Source organism: Gimesia sp. (assembly GCF_048260065.1).
Taxonomy (GTDB): Bacteria; Planctomycetota; Planctomycetia; order Planctomycetales; family Planctomycetaceae; genus Gimesia.
The window spans coordinates 301,057-316,660 of the sequence record NZ_JBLXHC010000004.1; the positions used below are offsets into that span (position 1 = coordinate 301,057).

17 protein-coding genes are annotated in these 15,604 nt (G+C 54.0%); 6 read left to right on the top strand and 11 right to left on the bottom strand.

Annotation, left to right across the window (positions count from 1 at the left end; all coding sequences use genetic code 11):
- The first annotated feature begins 22 nt into the window (after nt 1-22).
- Complete coding sequence (locus ACN0YN_RS09580) at nt 23-892, top strand: aminoglycoside phosphotransferase family protein (RefSeq protein WP_417384778.1); 870 nt, start codon at nt 23-25, stop codon at nt 890-892.
- A 9-nt stretch (nt 893-901) separates the two neighbouring features.
- Here ACN0YN_RS09580 and ACN0YN_RS09585 read toward each other — a convergent pair whose 3' ends face one another.
- The 5 genes from ACN0YN_RS09585 to ACN0YN_RS09605 form a co-directional block, all read right to left on the bottom strand.
- On the bottom strand, nt 902-1,363 hold the full coding sequence (locus ACN0YN_RS09585; protein WP_417384779.1) for a hypothetical protein: 462 nt from the start codon (nt 1,361-1,363) through the stop codon (nt 902-904).
- A gap of 93 nt (nt 1,364-1,456) precedes the next feature.
- Nucleotides 1,457-1,723 (bottom strand): DUF6959 family protein, encoded by a 267-nt coding sequence (locus ACN0YN_RS09590; RefSeq protein WP_417384780.1) that lies wholly within the window; start codon nt 1,721-1,723, stop codon nt 1,457-1,459.
- A gap of 47 nt (nt 1,724-1,770) precedes the next feature.
- Nucleotides 1,771-2,559, bottom strand: a complete 789-nt coding sequence (locus ACN0YN_RS09595) for a hypothetical protein (protein ID WP_417384781.1) — start codon at nt 2,557-2,559, stop codon at nt 1,771-1,773.
- The gene (locus ACN0YN_RS09600; protein WP_417384782.1) at nt 2,559-3,179 is read right to left on the bottom strand and encodes a hypothetical protein; all 621 of its coding nucleotides are present in this window, start codon (nt 3,177-3,179) and stop codon (nt 2,559-2,561) included. The genes ACN0YN_RS09595 and ACN0YN_RS09600 overlap by 1 nt, the downstream gene beginning before the upstream one ends.
- A 79-nt stretch (nt 3,180-3,258) precedes the next feature.
- Nucleotides 3,259-4,542 carry a hypothetical protein gene (locus tag ACN0YN_RS09605; protein WP_417384783.1) on the bottom strand — a complete coding sequence of 428 codons (1,284 nt, stop codon included), beginning with the start codon at nt 4,540-4,542 and terminating at the stop codon, nt 3,259-3,261.
- A 242-nt stretch (nt 4,543-4,784) separates the two neighbouring features.
- Between ACN0YN_RS09605 and ACN0YN_RS09610 the strand changes: the two genes are divergently transcribed.
- The 3 genes from ACN0YN_RS09610 to ACN0YN_RS09620 are packed head-to-tail and all read left to right on the top strand — an operon-like array spanning nt 4,785 to nt 6,812.
- Nucleotides 4,785-5,084, top strand: coding sequence for a Dabb family protein (locus ACN0YN_RS09610; RefSeq protein ID WP_417384784.1), 300 nt, complete (start codon nt 4,785-4,787; stop codon nt 5,082-5,084).
- 32 nt (nt 5,085-5,116) lie between these two features.
- Entirely contained in the window at nt 5,117-6,580 is a 1,464-nt protein-coding gene (locus tag ACN0YN_RS09615) for a hypothetical protein (protein ID WP_417384785.1), read from the top strand.
- A gap of 25 nt (nt 6,581-6,605) precedes the next feature.
- Nucleotides 6,606-6,812, top strand: a complete 207-nt coding sequence (locus ACN0YN_RS09620; protein ID WP_417384786.1) for a DUF3565 domain-containing protein — start codon at nt 6,606-6,608, stop codon at nt 6,810-6,812.
- A gap of 146 nt (nt 6,813-6,958) precedes the next feature.
- On the opposite strand, the gene hmpA is transcribed toward ACN0YN_RS09620, so the two are convergent.
- Complete coding sequence (hmpA, locus tag ACN0YN_RS09625) at nt 6,959-8,200, bottom strand: NO-inducible flavohemoprotein (protein ID WP_417384787.1); 1,242 nt, start codon at nt 8,198-8,200, stop codon at nt 6,959-6,961.
- Between the two features lie 133 nt (nt 8,201-8,333).
- On the opposite strand from hmpA, the gene ACN0YN_RS09630 reads away from it, so the two are divergent.
- A complete protein-coding gene (locus ACN0YN_RS09630) occupies nt 8,334-8,759 on the top strand; it encodes an RrF2 family transcriptional regulator (protein ID WP_417384788.1) in 426 nt (141 codons plus the stop codon).
- Between the two features lie 65 nt (nt 8,760-8,824).
- Here the strand turns inward: ACN0YN_RS09630 and fae are convergent, their stop codons facing one another.
- The 5 genes from fae to ACN0YN_RS09655 all read right to left on the bottom strand — a co-directional run bounded on the left by fae (nt 8,825) and on the right by ACN0YN_RS09655 (nt 14,925).
- Complete coding sequence (gene fae, locus ACN0YN_RS09635) at nt 8,825-9,373, bottom strand: formaldehyde-activating enzyme (RefSeq protein ID WP_417384789.1); 549 nt, start codon at nt 9,371-9,373, stop codon at nt 8,825-8,827.
- 93 nt (nt 9,374-9,466) lie between these two features.
- Entirely contained in the window at nt 9,467-10,336 is an 870-nt protein-coding gene (locus ACN0YN_RS09640) for a phytanoyl-CoA dioxygenase family protein (protein ID WP_417384790.1), read from the bottom strand.
- A gap of 98 nt (nt 10,337-10,434) precedes the next feature.
- Nucleotides 10,435-11,496: a hypothetical protein gene (locus ACN0YN_RS09645; RefSeq protein ID WP_417384791.1), complete on the bottom strand. Its 1,062-nt coding sequence runs from the start codon at nt 11,494-11,496 to the stop codon at nt 10,435-10,437.
- Nucleotides 11,497-11,880: 384 nt separating this feature from the next.
- Complete coding sequence (locus tag ACN0YN_RS09650; protein WP_417384792.1) at nt 11,881-13,206, bottom strand: acetylxylan esterase; 1,326 nt, start codon at nt 13,204-13,206, stop codon at nt 11,881-11,883.
- Nucleotides 13,207-13,593: 387 nt separating this feature from the next.
- Nucleotides 13,594-14,925 (bottom strand): acetylxylan esterase, encoded by a 1,332-nt coding sequence (locus ACN0YN_RS09655; RefSeq protein ID WP_417384793.1) that lies wholly within the window; start codon nt 14,923-14,925, stop codon nt 13,594-13,596.
- Nucleotides 14,926-15,109: 184 nt separating this feature from the next.
- Between ACN0YN_RS09655 and ACN0YN_RS09660 the strand changes: the two genes are divergently transcribed.
- Entirely contained in the window at nt 15,110-15,430 is a 321-nt protein-coding gene (locus ACN0YN_RS09660; RefSeq protein ID WP_417384794.1) for a hypothetical protein, read from the top strand.
- The last annotated feature ends 174 nt before the right edge of the window (nt 15,431-15,604 follow it).

Sequence of the window (15,604 nt, forward strand, 5' to 3'; positions counted from 1 at the left end):
AGACCATAGAAGCACCTCCCCCGTGAACCAGCCCCGCGCAGAAATTCAGATCGACCTCTCAACAGCCCAACGACTCCTGTCAGCTCAGTTTCCTGCGCTGGCCAATCTGCCACTGTCGCTCGTCGATGAAGGCTGGGACAACGTTACCTTTCTACTGGGAACCGAATACGCGGTCCGTCTCCCCCGCCGCGAACTGGCCGTCAAACTACTTCTGCACGAACAGCTCTGGCTTCCCGTTTTAGCGGACCGCCTGCCGCTCGAAATTCCCGTGCCCATTCATTTCGGCCAGCCAGACTCCGAGTTCCCCTGGCCGTGGAGCATCGTCCGCTGGATTCCCGGCACCACCGCCGACGCGCATGATTTCAGCGCCGCTGAGATACAACTGCTGGTCGCAACGTTACAGTCCCTGCATCAGCCCGCGTCGTCCGATGCCCCCGAAAATCCCTTTCGAGGCGTCCCCCTGCACACCCGCCATCCGGGAGTCGTCGAACGACTCATACGGCAGGAGAACCGACCCGAAGTGGATGTCCCCCGACTGGCAGCACTCTGGGAAGAACTCTGTTCCACTCCCGCCAGTACCGATCGCGTCTGGTTGCATGGCGACCTGCATCCCCGCAATGTCATCATTCGAGACGGAGCACTGGTCGGCATCATCGACTGGGGCGATCTGAACGGAGGCGACGCCGCCACCGACCTGGCCTGTGCCTGGCTGCTTCTCGATACAGCAGGTAAACGGCAGGAATTCTTTTCCCTCTACAATGCCGAACCGGCGCAGATCAGACGCGCCCAGGGCTGGGCTCTGCACATGGGCCTGACCCTGCTCGACAGCAACGAACCCCGTCACATGCCCCTCGGCCTGACCACGCTCCAACGCGTTCTGGAAGATACGTGATTCAGATCCTCAAGGGTTTGATTTCCGAAACAACAGGATCCGCTGCCAGTCACTACTGCACTTTCGCGCCTCGGCAATCACTTCTGCCGCCGGTAACTCTCCCTTGATAAGCGTTGTTTCCTTTTGTGTGAAAGTAAACACGTCGTCCAGGAAAACATTCATCACAATTTCAAATCGGACCGTGTTAATCGCCCATTCCGGGCAGGCGATCATTGATTGAAAATAGTTTGGCAGATCCTTCAGGTGTGTTTCGGGAATCCAGTCGGTTGTTGCGGCCAGGCACCACCAGTCCTGAAAGCGACATGCGAGTATTGGTGTTTCAGTAATCGAAACGACCTGATCAGTCATCATCCCCAGAAAAAAACCACAGCTCACATTTTCGTGAGGCAGAAACATCTTCGGATGAGATCTGACAAATCCCATATGGTCACGCTTATCAAATATTTGAATATCGTCTTCGGTATATCCCATGGCTTTATCCAGGCATTAGAAACATCACGTTGTGTGTCATGTAAAAGCACCACTACTTTCGTGTTTTTCGTGGTAGAAAAATAACCGGCTGTTTTACTCATCCTCGTCATCAAACACATCCAGGGGAGGCTCGGGCTGCAGTCCCCGTGGAAATGGCAACTCACATTCATGCTCAACCAGCACGGTTTCGTAATGCTGCAATCGGAACCAGAGCAGTTCTCTCAGCATCTCAAGCTCGGCCTTCGCTTCTTCCAGATCACCACGATCGATTTCTCGTCGCACGGCATCAGCGGCATGGCACAGGCTCGTCAGTGAGTCACCCTGTATCAGTGATCCGCCCCGGATGCCGCATGATGGCATAATTCGACTCGTCCGAGTAGATCTCTACTGTTTCATTTCGCATGCAATCACTCCGTCTTCTTCAGCGCTTTAAACTCCCAGTACTGTTGACGATCTTCAGGGCCAGGTTCCGGCTTTTCGTATGCTTCTACTTCCTCGGCGGCGGCATAGTCTTTATAGCAACCGCGTTCTATCACCCGAGTCTCTCCCGGCTGGATCTCGGCAATGGGCAGATAAACGCCTCCGTGGATTTTTCCTCGAATCCCAATCGAAAGATAGGGGAGCACCATCTCCGAACCGTTATGAACTTCGAACTGCAGATCGCCGCTGGCGGCAATTCCCACCACGCGCCAGCGAAATTGGCTGCGCGCATCCACGATGGCCTGTTCCTGTTCTGTGAAAGGTGCGGGGCCCTCTTCGATCAGCCGCCAATCTTTTTTCTTGAACTGCTTTCGGGTGGCAGTACACTTTTTTCTCAACCATTCTTCAAAGCCGTCCGCCGTCTGGCGCAGCCCCTGCTGGTACCTCCACTCAAAGATCGGAGACTCTTCTCCTTCCACCAGCAGTGACTCTTTAAAGTAAACCCAGCCCATCCCCGCTTTGCCAATATTCAACAGCGGTTCTCCCTCTTCCGATTCTGCGTCCTGCGGAACCGCGTAGATCTGCACGACGTAATTACTCCCTTTCCGATACAGCCGCGCGTTACCGAACTGAATCACGAAGTTTTTGTACGAAGGGGGAACGGGGATTTTCGTCGTTTCCACCAGTTTTCGTTTTTCAGGCGGCAGCGGGCCATCGACAAGGTGAAACTTGTTGGTGTTGATCGACGCCATCTCTTCGACAAGCCAGGCAAACATCAGTGCTGCTCCAGTGTTGGTAACCAGGCTCGCACGGATTCCGGCCCCCGCACGAAGGCCCAGTCAGAGATCGTTTCGGCCAGAGAATGGATCGACAGCGCGCCGGCTGTCTTGCTGCTTCTGAATTCAATATGGGCACATAGCGACAATAACACCTCACCCACCCCTGATTCCAGGATGAGCGATAATGAATCCGCATCGAGCAAGTGGGCATCCTGTTCGGGCATCTCAATGCGTACGCCGAATTCGCTGAAGTCGGGCGAGGATTTGAGAGGCACAAACCGCCAGTCACTGATCGAGAGACGCTCTTTCCCATCAATGTGAAACGCAAATCCACGGGGCGGTTTCAAAGCCAGAACCCGCCAGCCCGGGATCTGCGGCGCCCGTTGCACCAGTGTCCCGATCAGTTTAAAACGAGAAGTATCGCTGTGCGCGGTCAGAATCAGTTCGCGATCAGAACAGGTCGTTACCTGAGACACTTCACAGCTGATGCCGCGGTCAACCGTCGCCAGCTGTTCTGTCAGTTCATCAATGATTTCCAGCGAAGGCTGTTCGAAAAGCCGTTCCGCCTGGCTTTCAAACCACAACCAGAACCGGTCTATCTTTTCCTGCTGTGTCATCAGTCAAAACCTGCAGCCATTTAAATTCAATTAGTGTGTTTTCGTGTTTTTCGTGGTAGAAAAAAGTATCACCATTCCCTCAAAACAACCCGCGTTTGCGGGCTTTCCAGTAGGCGGCCAGATGGTAGATGATGCCGCAACTGGAGGTCTGTTCGTAGTCCATCCGCAGGATGATCTTTTCCAGGTCCTGTTTCTGTGCGTCGGTGATCGCCAGGTCGGTCACCATCAACGGGACGAGCGAAAGTTCCCCTGCTTCGCGGATCGCATGCCACACGCGTCGGTAATCACCCCACTGCGGATTGCGGTACTCGCCTTGCGTGATCCATTTTTCAGCTGCTCGCCAGTCGGGCCCCAGCACTGTCAGGTCCAGGTCATACAGGGCTTTGCGGGCATGACTGATTTTCGAGAGTGCCTTGTTCCCCGTCCGTTTCATCAGTCCCTGCAGGTCGGCTTTGAGTTCGGGATCCTGTTCCAGCTGATGCAGTAACTCGAACGAACACTGCATCTGCACATACACGTAAGCCGAATGATGTTCGTCCGGTTTCATCGACTGGGTCTGTCGGATTGCCGGCGTCAGGTAGTGACGGTACTGTTTCCGATATTTTTCCTCCCCCGTCACATCCCAGGCCGCCGCGTAGATCATAGGCAGCCTCGCTGCTTCGTGAGGGCGCACGTTCCACATGCGACAGATCCCCAGTGGACAGCGTTTTCCGTCCGCCCGCAGAAAATCATAGTTCGTCTCCGCCGTCACATTGGCAATCATCCGGTCGGCGACCGCAGACAGAATCGCACGGATCTCCTGTTTCGTTTCAGCATCGCAGAGTGGGCTGTGATAGTACCGCCATAAGCCGTGCACACAGTGCGTGTATTGATCGCGGGACGAGTTGATGTAGACGCTTTTCCCATCTTCGACACAGACCGCGCGGGCAATGAAACCGGGGACGCCATGTACGGTCGCGCAGAGCTTGATGCCTTGAAACACGTTGTCGATATCCGTCTTCAGTGTTTCCTTCCCGGTGACGTCGTACATGTCAACAATGGTACTCAGCATGGCACCACCCAGAATCATGCCGTCTTCCATCCCGGTGCTGTATCCACACGGATTGGGAAACTGCCGCTTGACCTCTGCCGCGGTCGGCAGATGGCCGAGTTCTTTGCCCGGCTCATAGCTGCTGAGATAATCATAAAACAGATGCGTCTCCGGTCGATAAAAACGGGTCCAGGTCACTTCCCATGCCTGATCGATCTGCTGTTTCAGCAAGGCATTCCGATCCGGCTCTGCTCCCTGAACCGTGAGACTGCAGAGACAGAGCACAATGAAAAACTTCAAAATAAAAAATGGTCTGATTCGTAAGTGGTTCATAAGCTCGCTATCAGTATGTGTATGCTTCGATGTCATATTACCTGGAATGAATTAATCAATGACTGGTTTATTATTCATGCTACCTCGTTCAGATACCGGTCACCAGAAGTCGTTCGTGTCATTTCGTGCTTTTCGTGGTAGAAAAAACGAACTGTTACACGATGGTAAAATAAACATTCTTAATTTAACATGCAGTGCAGTGATACCGTAAAATTAAATCGCACTACAACAGGAAAAACACCGTGATTGAACACACCGTCACCTTTCGTCTGAAACACCCGCATGGCTCTGAGGAAGAAACCACTTTTCTTTCTGCCGCCGCTGCACTGGCTGAAATTCCGGATGTCAAAAACTTCGTGATTCGACGCCAGACCAGTCCAAAAAATCAGCATACCTTCGGTATCAGCATGTGGTTTGACACGCAGGAACAATACGACTTCTACAGCAATCACGCTGCGCATCAGACATTCATTCAGGAGCACTGGCTCACCAGCGTCGACGATTTCCAGGAAGCCGACTTCGAACCCCTTGAGAGCGCCTGAAACCAATTACAGTTAACCCGGAGGAGTTTCCCATGTCCGCACACCTGTTTTCAGATTTGAAGCGTTTGTACTCACTGATACTCCTGGTTCTGCTGCTGGTGACGCCATCGCAGGCAGCGGAATTATACGTCGGCGCTGCGACGACCGATATCACTCCCCAACTGCCGGTCTCGCTGACGGGGCAGATGCGAACCCGCATTGCTAAAACAGTGGAAAGCCCGGTCACCGCGACCGCGCTGGTGCTGGAATCACGTGAGGAAGACAAGTCAGTCGAACACGCGGTCTTCGTCTCCTGCGATCTGGTCTGCATTCGTGGCGGCATTCATGAAGCGGTGCGCGAGAAACTCAAAGGCAAAGTGCCCGGCCTCGATCTTAAGAAGATCATCATGAACGCCACGCACACCCACACTGCCCCGACGATGATTGAAGGACGCTACACGCTGCCGGAAACCGGCGTCACCCGACCAGCCGAGTTCGTGAAATTCGCTTCGCAGAAAATTGCCGATGCCATTCTCGAGGCCTGGAACAATCGCCAGCCCGCCCGTGCTGGCTGGGGACTGGGGCACGCGGTTGTCGCACAGAATCGACGGTCCCTGTACGAGGGGGGCTGGGCAAAAATGTACGGCAGCACCAGCGCCAAAGATTTTCGTGGCATCGAAGGCTACGAAGATCATGGCATCGAAGTCCTCTTTTTCTGGAACAACGCGGGCAAACTGATCGCCACTGCGATCAATGTCGCCTGTCCCGCGCAGGCCGTTGAAGGAAGATCCGCGGTCAACGCCGACTTCTGGCACCCCGTCCGCGAAACACTGAAAAAGAAATATGGCGATCAGCTCTGCGTGCTCGGCTGGACCGGTGCCGCCGGCGATCAGGTTCCCCGCCCCATGTATCGCAAACAGGCCGAAGCCCGCATGATGAAACTCCGCGAACTGACACTGTTGGATGAGATTTCACGCCGCATCGTTTACGCCTGGGAAGAAGCTTACGCCGGCGCGCAACAGGAAAAACACGCCGATCCGATTCTGATTCACGAAGTCAGAACCATCGAACTCCCCCGGCAGATCGTTTCCGACGAAGATTATGCCCGCGTGAAACAAGAGGTCGTCGCATACGCCGATGATCCTTCGAAGGTCTGGATCAAAAACTGGAAACAGCGTGTCCTCGATCGTTACGACGCCCAGCACGCCGGCACGGAAAAGCCGTATCAGATGGAACTGCATACCCTGCGACTGGGCGATGTGGCGCTGGCCACCAACGATTTCGAACTCTTCACCGACTTCGGTACTCAAATGAAATCCCGCAGCCCAGCTCTGCAGACGTTTATCATACAGCTCTGTGGCCCCGGTTCTTATGTGCCCAACGAACGCGCCGTGCGAGGCGGCAGCTACAGCGCGATCATCGAAAGCAACAACGTCGGCCCGAAGGGGGGCCAGGTCCTCACCGAAGAAACGCTCAAATCAATCAACGAGCTGTTCAAAAAAAGTGCCAGCGACTGAGCAATCGTTTTCAGCAGGACTCTCCATGCAGCAGCCCATTACCGGCTATCACACTGACGCAGAAGGACACTGGGTCGCAGAGCTCGCCTGCGGCCACAATCAGCATGTCCGCCACAACCCGCCGCTCGAAGAACGCACCTGGGTCACCACCGCTGCCGGCAGAGACTCGATGCTGGGGCATCAGCTCAACTGCAAAAAATGCGACGAAAACGCACCACCCGATGAGAGGTAATATTACTCGCAGCGAACACAAAATTAGCCGCAGAGCATTAGCCCCGGTTCTGCCTCAACTGTCATTCAACTTCCAAATAACAAACGGCTCCTGAATGACCATCCATCCAGAAGCCGTCTCGTATCGATCGTCTCTATAAAAACGTATCAGCCCACCGCCGCTGCGCTCTCGATATCCTGACGCGGACCGAAGAATTCAAAGTGAATCCGATCGTCGCCCACATCCAGGGCCTGCAGACTGCGATACACGTTCTGCATAAAGGCTTTCGGCCCGCAGAAATAGTACTCGGCCTCTTCAAACGGCGTCCATTCCCGCAGCAGGCTTTCGCTGACAACTCCCGTTGCATCACACCGCTGCTGTTCCACATCCCCTTCCAGGGGCTGATCGTAGATCACGCGCGTCTGCACGTTCGAACCACTCTGCTGCAACTGCTGAACTTCTTCTGCGAAGGCATGCGTGCTGCTGTTGCGGGCGGCCTGCAGCAGAAAAACGGGCCGCTCCGGTTGAGTGGCCACCAGTGATTTGGCCATCGACAGTAACGGGGTCACACCAATTCCGCCCGCCAGCAGCACTACGGGACGCGTTGACGGCACATCTGCTGCCAGGGTGAACTCACCACAGGGAGGACCAATCTGCAGCGTGTCTCCCGGCTCCACCTGTTCGTGAAGATAATTCGAAATCACGCCACCAGGTGCATCCGCCGTCAATGGACCTTCTTTCTTCACACTGATTCGAAAATAACCCTGGCCGGGCTGATCGGAAAGGCTGTAGTTTCGCGGCGAGGTTGGCGTTGCGGTTTCATCAATCTTCACCGTGATGTACTGTCCCGGCAGATAAGCGGGAATCGCCTGACCGTCGGCCGGCTTGAGGTAGAACGAAGTAATCACATCACTTTCCGGTTCCTTACGATCGACAACAAAATCCCGGTAACCATTCCAGCCACCCACTGCCGCCTGCTGGTCGGCGTAGATCTGTTGCTCGCGTCCAATACAGACATCCGCCAGCAGTTGATACGCTTCCCCAACGGCGGCGAGAACTTCATCTGTCGCACCGTCCCCCATCACTTCCTTGATGGCCGCCAGCAGATGCTTGCCGACAATCGGATACTGTTCGGGTTGAATCCCCAGCGAACAGTGTTTCTGCGCGATCAGTTCCACCGCGGGCGTCAACGCTGCCAGATCGTCAATGTGTGTGAAGTAGGCACAGATGGCACCGGCCAGCGCTTTCTGCTGTCCGCCCGAATGCTGGTGGGCCTGGTTGAAATAGGCCTGCACTTCAGGATTTTCACTGAACATGCGTTTGTAGAATACCCGGGTCACGGTCTCGGCATTTGCGGCGACGGCCGGCGTGATTTCTTTGACAATTTGGATCGTTTTCGCGCTTAACATAATGAGTTCTCCCCAGAGAAACCTTGAAATACAGGTTGAAACTGTTATACTACACCAAAAGGTATAGAATATAATTCTGCATGTCAAGGTGTAGAATTGAGGATATTTTTAAAAAACGACCCGGAACTCCAAAATGCTTTCAAAAACTCACGAATATGCCCTGCGCGCGGTCGCCTGTCTGGCAGGACAACCCGGACAACCGGCGTCAGCCGACTTCCTGGCCGAGAAGACAAAAGTCCCCCGCCGTTACCTGACCCGCGTGCTGCAGGACCTGGCGGCATCGGGGATCGTGAGTTCCAAAAGCGGCCCCAAAGGGGGCTATGAACTGAAAGCAGAGAGCGGCGACCTGACAATTCTGGATATCGTCAACGCCATCGCCCCGCTGGAGCGGATCAACGCCTGTCCGCTGGGGCTCAAATCGCACACCAGTCTCTGCCCGCTGCACGCGGAACTGGATCGCGTCTACGCCGAAACCGAAGCCGCCTTCTCGCGCGTCACGATCAAACAGCTGCTGGAATCAACGAGCACCATCATCCCCCTGTGTGATATCAAAGTCTGAACCAGAAACGATATCACCGGGGAAGACAGCTTTTTAGTGTGATTCGATCACACATCACGTGGCAGTTACAGCGTACCGTCCAGGCCCTTCTGGTAGTACTTGTGCGTGATCTCGTCCTGGTGTTCCAGCAGCCAGTCGATGGACGGTTCGTTGTGCATCGCTTTATGAATCGCCTGTGCGGTCGCTTTGCGATGGATCTCGAACAGCGCTTTGTGATCCAGGTTCTCATCGGTGGCTGCTCCCGGATTCAGCCAGACCGAACAGATAATGCCCAGGTCGTTCGCTTTCTCTTTCGGCAGATCACCGGCCCGCACCGCATCCAGCACACCATTGGCAATTGCCGCCTGCACGGTTCCCATCAGAATATTCGTGTAGGCACTGCTCTTGACCGTGACCTTACTCACCATCAGCGTGACGGGGCGCACCTGAATGTCGGTATTCAGAATCGCGAACACTTTCGAGTGACCCGCAGACTGCCCGCCGGTCAGCGTGGCAATCGCCGTCCCCACGGGGCCATCCAGTTCGCCAATCACCACTTCCGGTTCCGCAGCCGTAAACGGCGGACCGCCGGCAACCAGACATTCCCCCGTACGCATGATAATTCGTTCGCTCATCAAAACACTCCTTGCAGGTTGAACACATTTGGTAAGAGAACCCTCACCCTACCCAATCAGCGATCAACCTGCAACCTGCCCTCACTCACTTACTCACTCATACCGCTGCGGACTGATTCCCGGCGCCGACCGTGCCATGTTGTCAGGCCGGTTCGGCAGATCATAGTCGATCTTCTGCGTGTTCAGGCTGCGAAACAGCGGTCGCACGTTTTCGGGTAACGTCTGCACCTGCTCCGGGTCGTAGTCGGGCACTTCTCCAATCGGCCCCGCCCACGCCGGGCGATAGGCAATCGCCAGCAGGTGCCGGTCGGTATCGCTAAAATTCGGATAGTTGGCATGGAATACTTTCTGGTTGATGATCACCGCCGACCCCGCCCGGCAGGTGACCATCATTTCATCCTCGTGCGACAGGTAACGTCGATACGGGTTGCCGTCCGCGTGCAGTGAAAGATGCGAACCAGGAATCACTTTGAACGGGCTGTGCTCAGGCGTCAGATCATCCAGGTAATACAGCACCCGCACCAGGCAGGGCGAACTGGCACCCAGCCCGAAGATTTTCGAACCATAAGGCTGCGCGTCCGTATGGATGGCGATTCCCGGATGCCCCGGCTGTGAAACCGCGTAGGTACACGACGTACAGATCAGCTCATCCCCGAACAGCCGTTCCAGAAAGGAGATCAGCGCCGGCAGCGCAATCACCGAGATCGCGGTCGGCGAGTCGGTCCACTGCACACCGCTGAATCCCCGCTGATGCGCGCTGTAATCAGTTCCTTGTGTCGGCAGTCGCATCAGCTCTGCACGGATCCCTGCGATCTGCTCCGCCGACAACAGGTCCGGCACGACGACATATCCATCCAGTTCCAGCGAACGAATCTGTTGTCCTGTACTCAACGCGGCCCAGTCTGTTTCGACCCGCTTCGCCGCAGCGACTTCCTCACGTATGTTTGTAAACGACACGTCCATGACATTGACCTTTGAATGGCTAAGAAGAAAAAGGTTCCAGGAAACGATAACACCTTCGTCAGACGCTGATGTACGAACTGGCCATGCTATGCTCCCTTTTAATGTCTTCGTATATAAACGCTTTCATTTTGAAGCCTATCCTCCAGTGCAGTTCTCTCAAATGGAAGGCGCAAGGCTGTGGATAGATACGCTTCAGTTTTCTGAGTCGACTCCGAATTTTTCTGGTTCCAGTAATGATCTGTGTTGCAGAGGGCAGTTAATAGTAGTCTTTCTGCTGTCGAGAGTTGCGTTCGACTATAGTTGATACATTTGAACGTGGCGGTGATCGCCGAATGCACAAAGCTGCTCAGTTGATCGGCAGAGATTGTTTTTAATTCCTCAATCCAGATTAGCACACAACCCAAAAGGACGTGTCCCTTTGATTCGCTGAGGACGTTCTTTGTATACTCCGAAAGATCGTTAGATGAATCCATCACCAGACGCGCGAGTTCTTTGATCGCTTCATTGGGATATGAATTGTCATTGACAGCCAGTAATAGCCAGGCTCGACACTGAACCTTCTGATCCTTATGAGAGGTATGTGATTTCGCAATTTCGATACAGTCTGTAAAAGGAAAATAAGAGAGCGCTTCCAGGCACGCTTCAATCACATTCTGATCCACTTCACACAGAATCTGTTGAACAATTGCTGTTCCATCCTCTGGCCGCCCTAATGTTTGGAGACACCGCACGGCCCCAATCCGAATTTCTGCGTCGGATGAAGTGACAGCTTTACAAAATCGATCGGCATAACTTGAAAACGCGCACCAAATGCCTTCCGCCAGAATGAGTGGAGAGTCCGCATAGAACTCTTCAGATAGAAGAAAATTAGGAAGACCAGATACGAGCTTTGCAGTCAGTCCGAGCAGTTCTCCAGGACGAGTTACATCAGGGTGGAATGCAAGGTCCAATAGACAGTCCACGACTGATGGAATTGCTCCAATTTGACCAAGTTCCCAGAGCATCTCTTCGGGCCACTGGAAAATTGTCCCTCTGGCTGATTGGCGGACTTCAGCATCCGATGAAATTACATCTTGAAATAGTTGAGGTATACTTAGAGGGGATTCTCCAGCGAATTGTAAATAGCATTCCCAATCTTTGCTCTCGAAGAGGTATGTCATCTGAGGGGATCCTAGAATACGATAGTTCGGTTTGGAGAACTTATTTCACTGATCAACCCCGTCAACGTCAGCTGATCGTACCATCGTCATAATCAGCTGGTAGAAAAATCGTCTATCGCTCTCCATTTTCGTCTTCAATCATTCAGGACGCATCATCCAGAAATTTCCGGGGGAATGGTGGATCGACATCGATATTATTTTCATCAGTAATAAATTTCCACATAGGCAACAGTGGCGTTGCATTATTGATTGGTTAAAACGTAGCCCACATCTCGGGACCATCCTGTCTGATGTCCGAGATGTGGCCAGTCTTTTTCCCGCAGAACAATAATTTCAACATCGAAATGAACTTCGAGATGTTTTATGGTTCCTGGGAACAACTTCCTACTTCTTCGCCTGCTCCTCCACATGTTCCAGCACCGCATCAAAAAATGCCTTTTGAATATCAGCCGGGGCAGCGTGGCCCATCAGGGGTTTGTTGATGATCTGCTTGTTCCCCTTCAACTGGTTATAAGCCGCATAACAGCTCGATGGAGGACAGACTGCGTCGATAAAACCCACGCTCATGATCGCATCCGCTTTCGCCCGTGTCGCGAAGTTGACCGCGTCGACATACGCTGCTGCTTCCAACTGGGTGGGATCGGGTTTTCCGTCCGCACCTGTTTCGACCAGCTTAGGCCAGCCGTTAATCCGACCGGCTGCGCGTCCGGAATGATCGCAGATGGCAGGGACCCCCGTCGCGATAAACGTCACGCGGTCATCCAGGCCGCCGGCTGCCAGTGCCTGACCGCCCCCCTGGCTGTGGCCGATCACAATCACGGTCTTTCCATCCCACTCAGGCTGTGATGTCAGAAAATCAATCGCCCGTACCAGACGCAGGAACATCCCGCGGAAGTAAACCGTCTCGCGACTCTCACGCCCTTCCTGCCGATACCCTTTCAACTTGCCGTCAGCCAGGTCTTTATAAAATTGATTCGGCTTCCCGTTCGGCAGGCCGTGTGCGTTGATGTCCATCGACAGCATGCCGTTGCTGGCCCCTTTGACGGCATTGGCCAGCGACGAACTTCGCACCCCGGCGCCGTGCACCCACAGAATCGCCGGCAGACTCTTCGCTTTCGCATCCTTCGGCTTACCGAAATAACCGGAGACCGGTGCACCCCCCGCGCAGTCCACCTGTACGTCGAATGCTTCGACTTCAGCGTCCTTCTGTTTGACAGGCGTCAGCTTTGCCTCCATCGGGATTTGAGCCAGCTGTTGTTTCTGATCGGCCCAGAACTGATCAAAGTCGGCCGGGACCGGTTGGCTGAGCTGAATCTCCTGCGGTGAGAACCCGGCTCCTGCGATTTTTGTCTGATTCACCGGCGCACCCACCTTGACCACGCACCGCAGAAAACCAGGCTTGTCGGATGTCACGGGTAACGAAAGGATCGGTTTCTTGCCCAATGTCAGTCTACCTTTGGGAAAGTCTGCTGCACCGGATATAAAATCATCTACGAAATACTCAACTGAATAGCCAGAATCCGGCTCGCCGTTCTTGAGCACCGAAATCAGGAACTTCGCCGTCTCACCTGTTTTATAAAGTGCATCGGGACGATCGGTCACGACTTTCAATTCGTATTTGTCCGCCGCCACGGCGAACGCCGACAGGGACAGGAAGAGAGCGAGATGCAGGCAGGTCAGTAACAGTTTTCTCAGAGTTCGTGGAGGCATGGTGTGTTCCTGTTTCGGGATCGTCGCGGAAGGTTGTTTCAGGTAAGTAATAATGATTCTATCAAGCCAGGCACCGCACGGAAACATATTCAAGGGGAATTGCTGCGATGAAGCAATGGATGCCCCCGGATGCAATCCGGGGTTGTCGCAGACAACAGGAAATTGTCAGTGCAGACACGCGAACCAGAGACACAAAACCGACCTCCCTCCGTAGGGGTATGACCCACGTGTCCACCCACCTGTCGAGAATCGAACTGGTTTCACACCGCAACGGGAACCGATGAAACTTTCGAAGAGAAACTTTCTACCACGAAAAACACGAAATGACACGAAAGTAGAAAGGTTCCAGGAACCAGTAACACCTTTATAAAACAACCTGAATACGCATCACTTCCCTGCCTGCTCCTTCACATGTGCTTTCACTGCATCAAAAAATGCTTTGTGAATTTCAGGGGGGGCGGCGTGGCCCATCAGGGGTTTGTTGATGACCTGCTTCTTCCCTTTCAGCTGGTTGTAGGCGGCGTAACAGCTGGAAGGAGGACAGGTGACATCGATGAAACCGACGCTCATGATCGCATCGGCTTTACAGCGGCTGGCGAAGTTGACGCCGTCTACGTACTGGGCCGCTTTGAGTTCCTCGGCGGCAGGCGTGCCGTCAGGTAGTGTGGTTACCAGTTTGGGCCAGCCATTGATGCGGCCGGCAGCGCGCCCGGAATGATCGCAGATCGCAGGTACGCCGCTCGCGATGAATGAGACACGTTCATTCAGGCCTCCCGCGGCCAGCGCCTGTCCGCCCCCCTGACTGTGGCCGATGACAATCAGCGTTTTCCCGTCCCATTCCGGTTGAGAAGTGAGATAATCCATTGCGCGAATCAGTCGTAAGAACATCCCGACAAAATAAGTCGTTTCGCGGTTCTCGCGACCAAAATGCGGATAACCTCTCAGGGGACCCGCAAACTGTTCTCGATAAAAGTCCGCTGACTTACCATTGGGCAGCCCGTGCGCGTTGATGTCCAGCGACAGCATCCCCTCATTTGCCCCTTTGACGGCCTTGCCCAGTGAAGAACTGCGGACACCCGCGCCGTGCACCCACAGAATCGCAGGCAGGCTGTTCGGCTGCGCATCTTTCGGTTTGCCCAGATAGCCGGAAACCGGCGCTCCCCCCAGGCAGTCGACCTGCAGATCGAAGCACTCTATTTTAGAGTTCCCCTGTTTGACGGGGGTCAGCTTCGCTTTCGCGGGAACTTCCGCCAGCTTGCGCTTCTGTTCTGCCCAGAATTCGTCAAAGTCAGCTGGCGCAGGCAGGCTGGGTTGAATCTCCAGCGGTGAGAACGCAGCCCCGGCTGTTTTGGTCAGCTGTTTGTTTTCATCCATCGTGACGATGCAGCGCAGAAAGCCCGGCTTGGGGGATGTCACTTTCACTGTTGCCGGCTCACTGCCTACAGTCAGTTTTCCATTCGGATAATCGGGGCCACTGCTGATGAAGTCGTCCACACGGTACATCACCGTCTCGCCATTCTCACCGGTCAGCGGTTTTCCGTCTTTAGTCAGTGAAATCAGAAACGTCGCTTCTTCCCCGGCTTTGTAGATGGCATCGGGTCGATCCGTTACCACTTGCAGTTCGTACTTCTCAGCAGCTGCGACAGATTGACACAACGCATACACAATCGCCGTCGCAACCAGGGGGCAGGCCATATTTCTCAACAGTAAGTGACGCATGTGATATTCCTGTTTGATAGTGATTTCTGATTCTTCAGGCAGCTATCTTTATTCTATCAGAGTCCGCATCGAACGGAAGCCAAAGTGGAGCTGCAAAGACATGGATGTTTCCTTACTTCAATACTTGAAAAGAATCTGTTGCAATCCACAACGTAGTGATAAAATGAAGGCAGGAGTCTACTCTATGCACCGCGAATCACCGTTCCAGAAAATTCTGCATGTCCTGACAGTGGCATTCACAACATCCGTGTTGTTTTTGTGGCTGAACACAGCGGCGATGCAACTGGACGGGATGACCAGGCTCTCCACTGTCGAACAGTTACAGCAGTGGATCGCGCAGATTATCGGTGCTCTGCTGGGTCTGTTGATGGGAGTTCTCTCCTGGAATCACATCATCCGCAAGCACCCCGACTGGGATGAACGAATCATCGCAGTCGGTTGTCTGGTGTTTCTGCTTGTATTCCCTGTTGCAGTCGAAGCGTTTCGAAGTCTGGGGCTTTTCTGAGTCGCATACCTCGACTGTTGGGCTGGGCATCTCCCATTTCCTTGTAAAATCTACATTTTCTTCAACGCTGCTGCAGTCGGATGTGATTTCTTGAATCTTTCCCGGCGATCCGTTTTAGAAATCGGACCTCCGGCGCCGATATAAACCATCAGGCCGATTGTAATGATCAGGCAA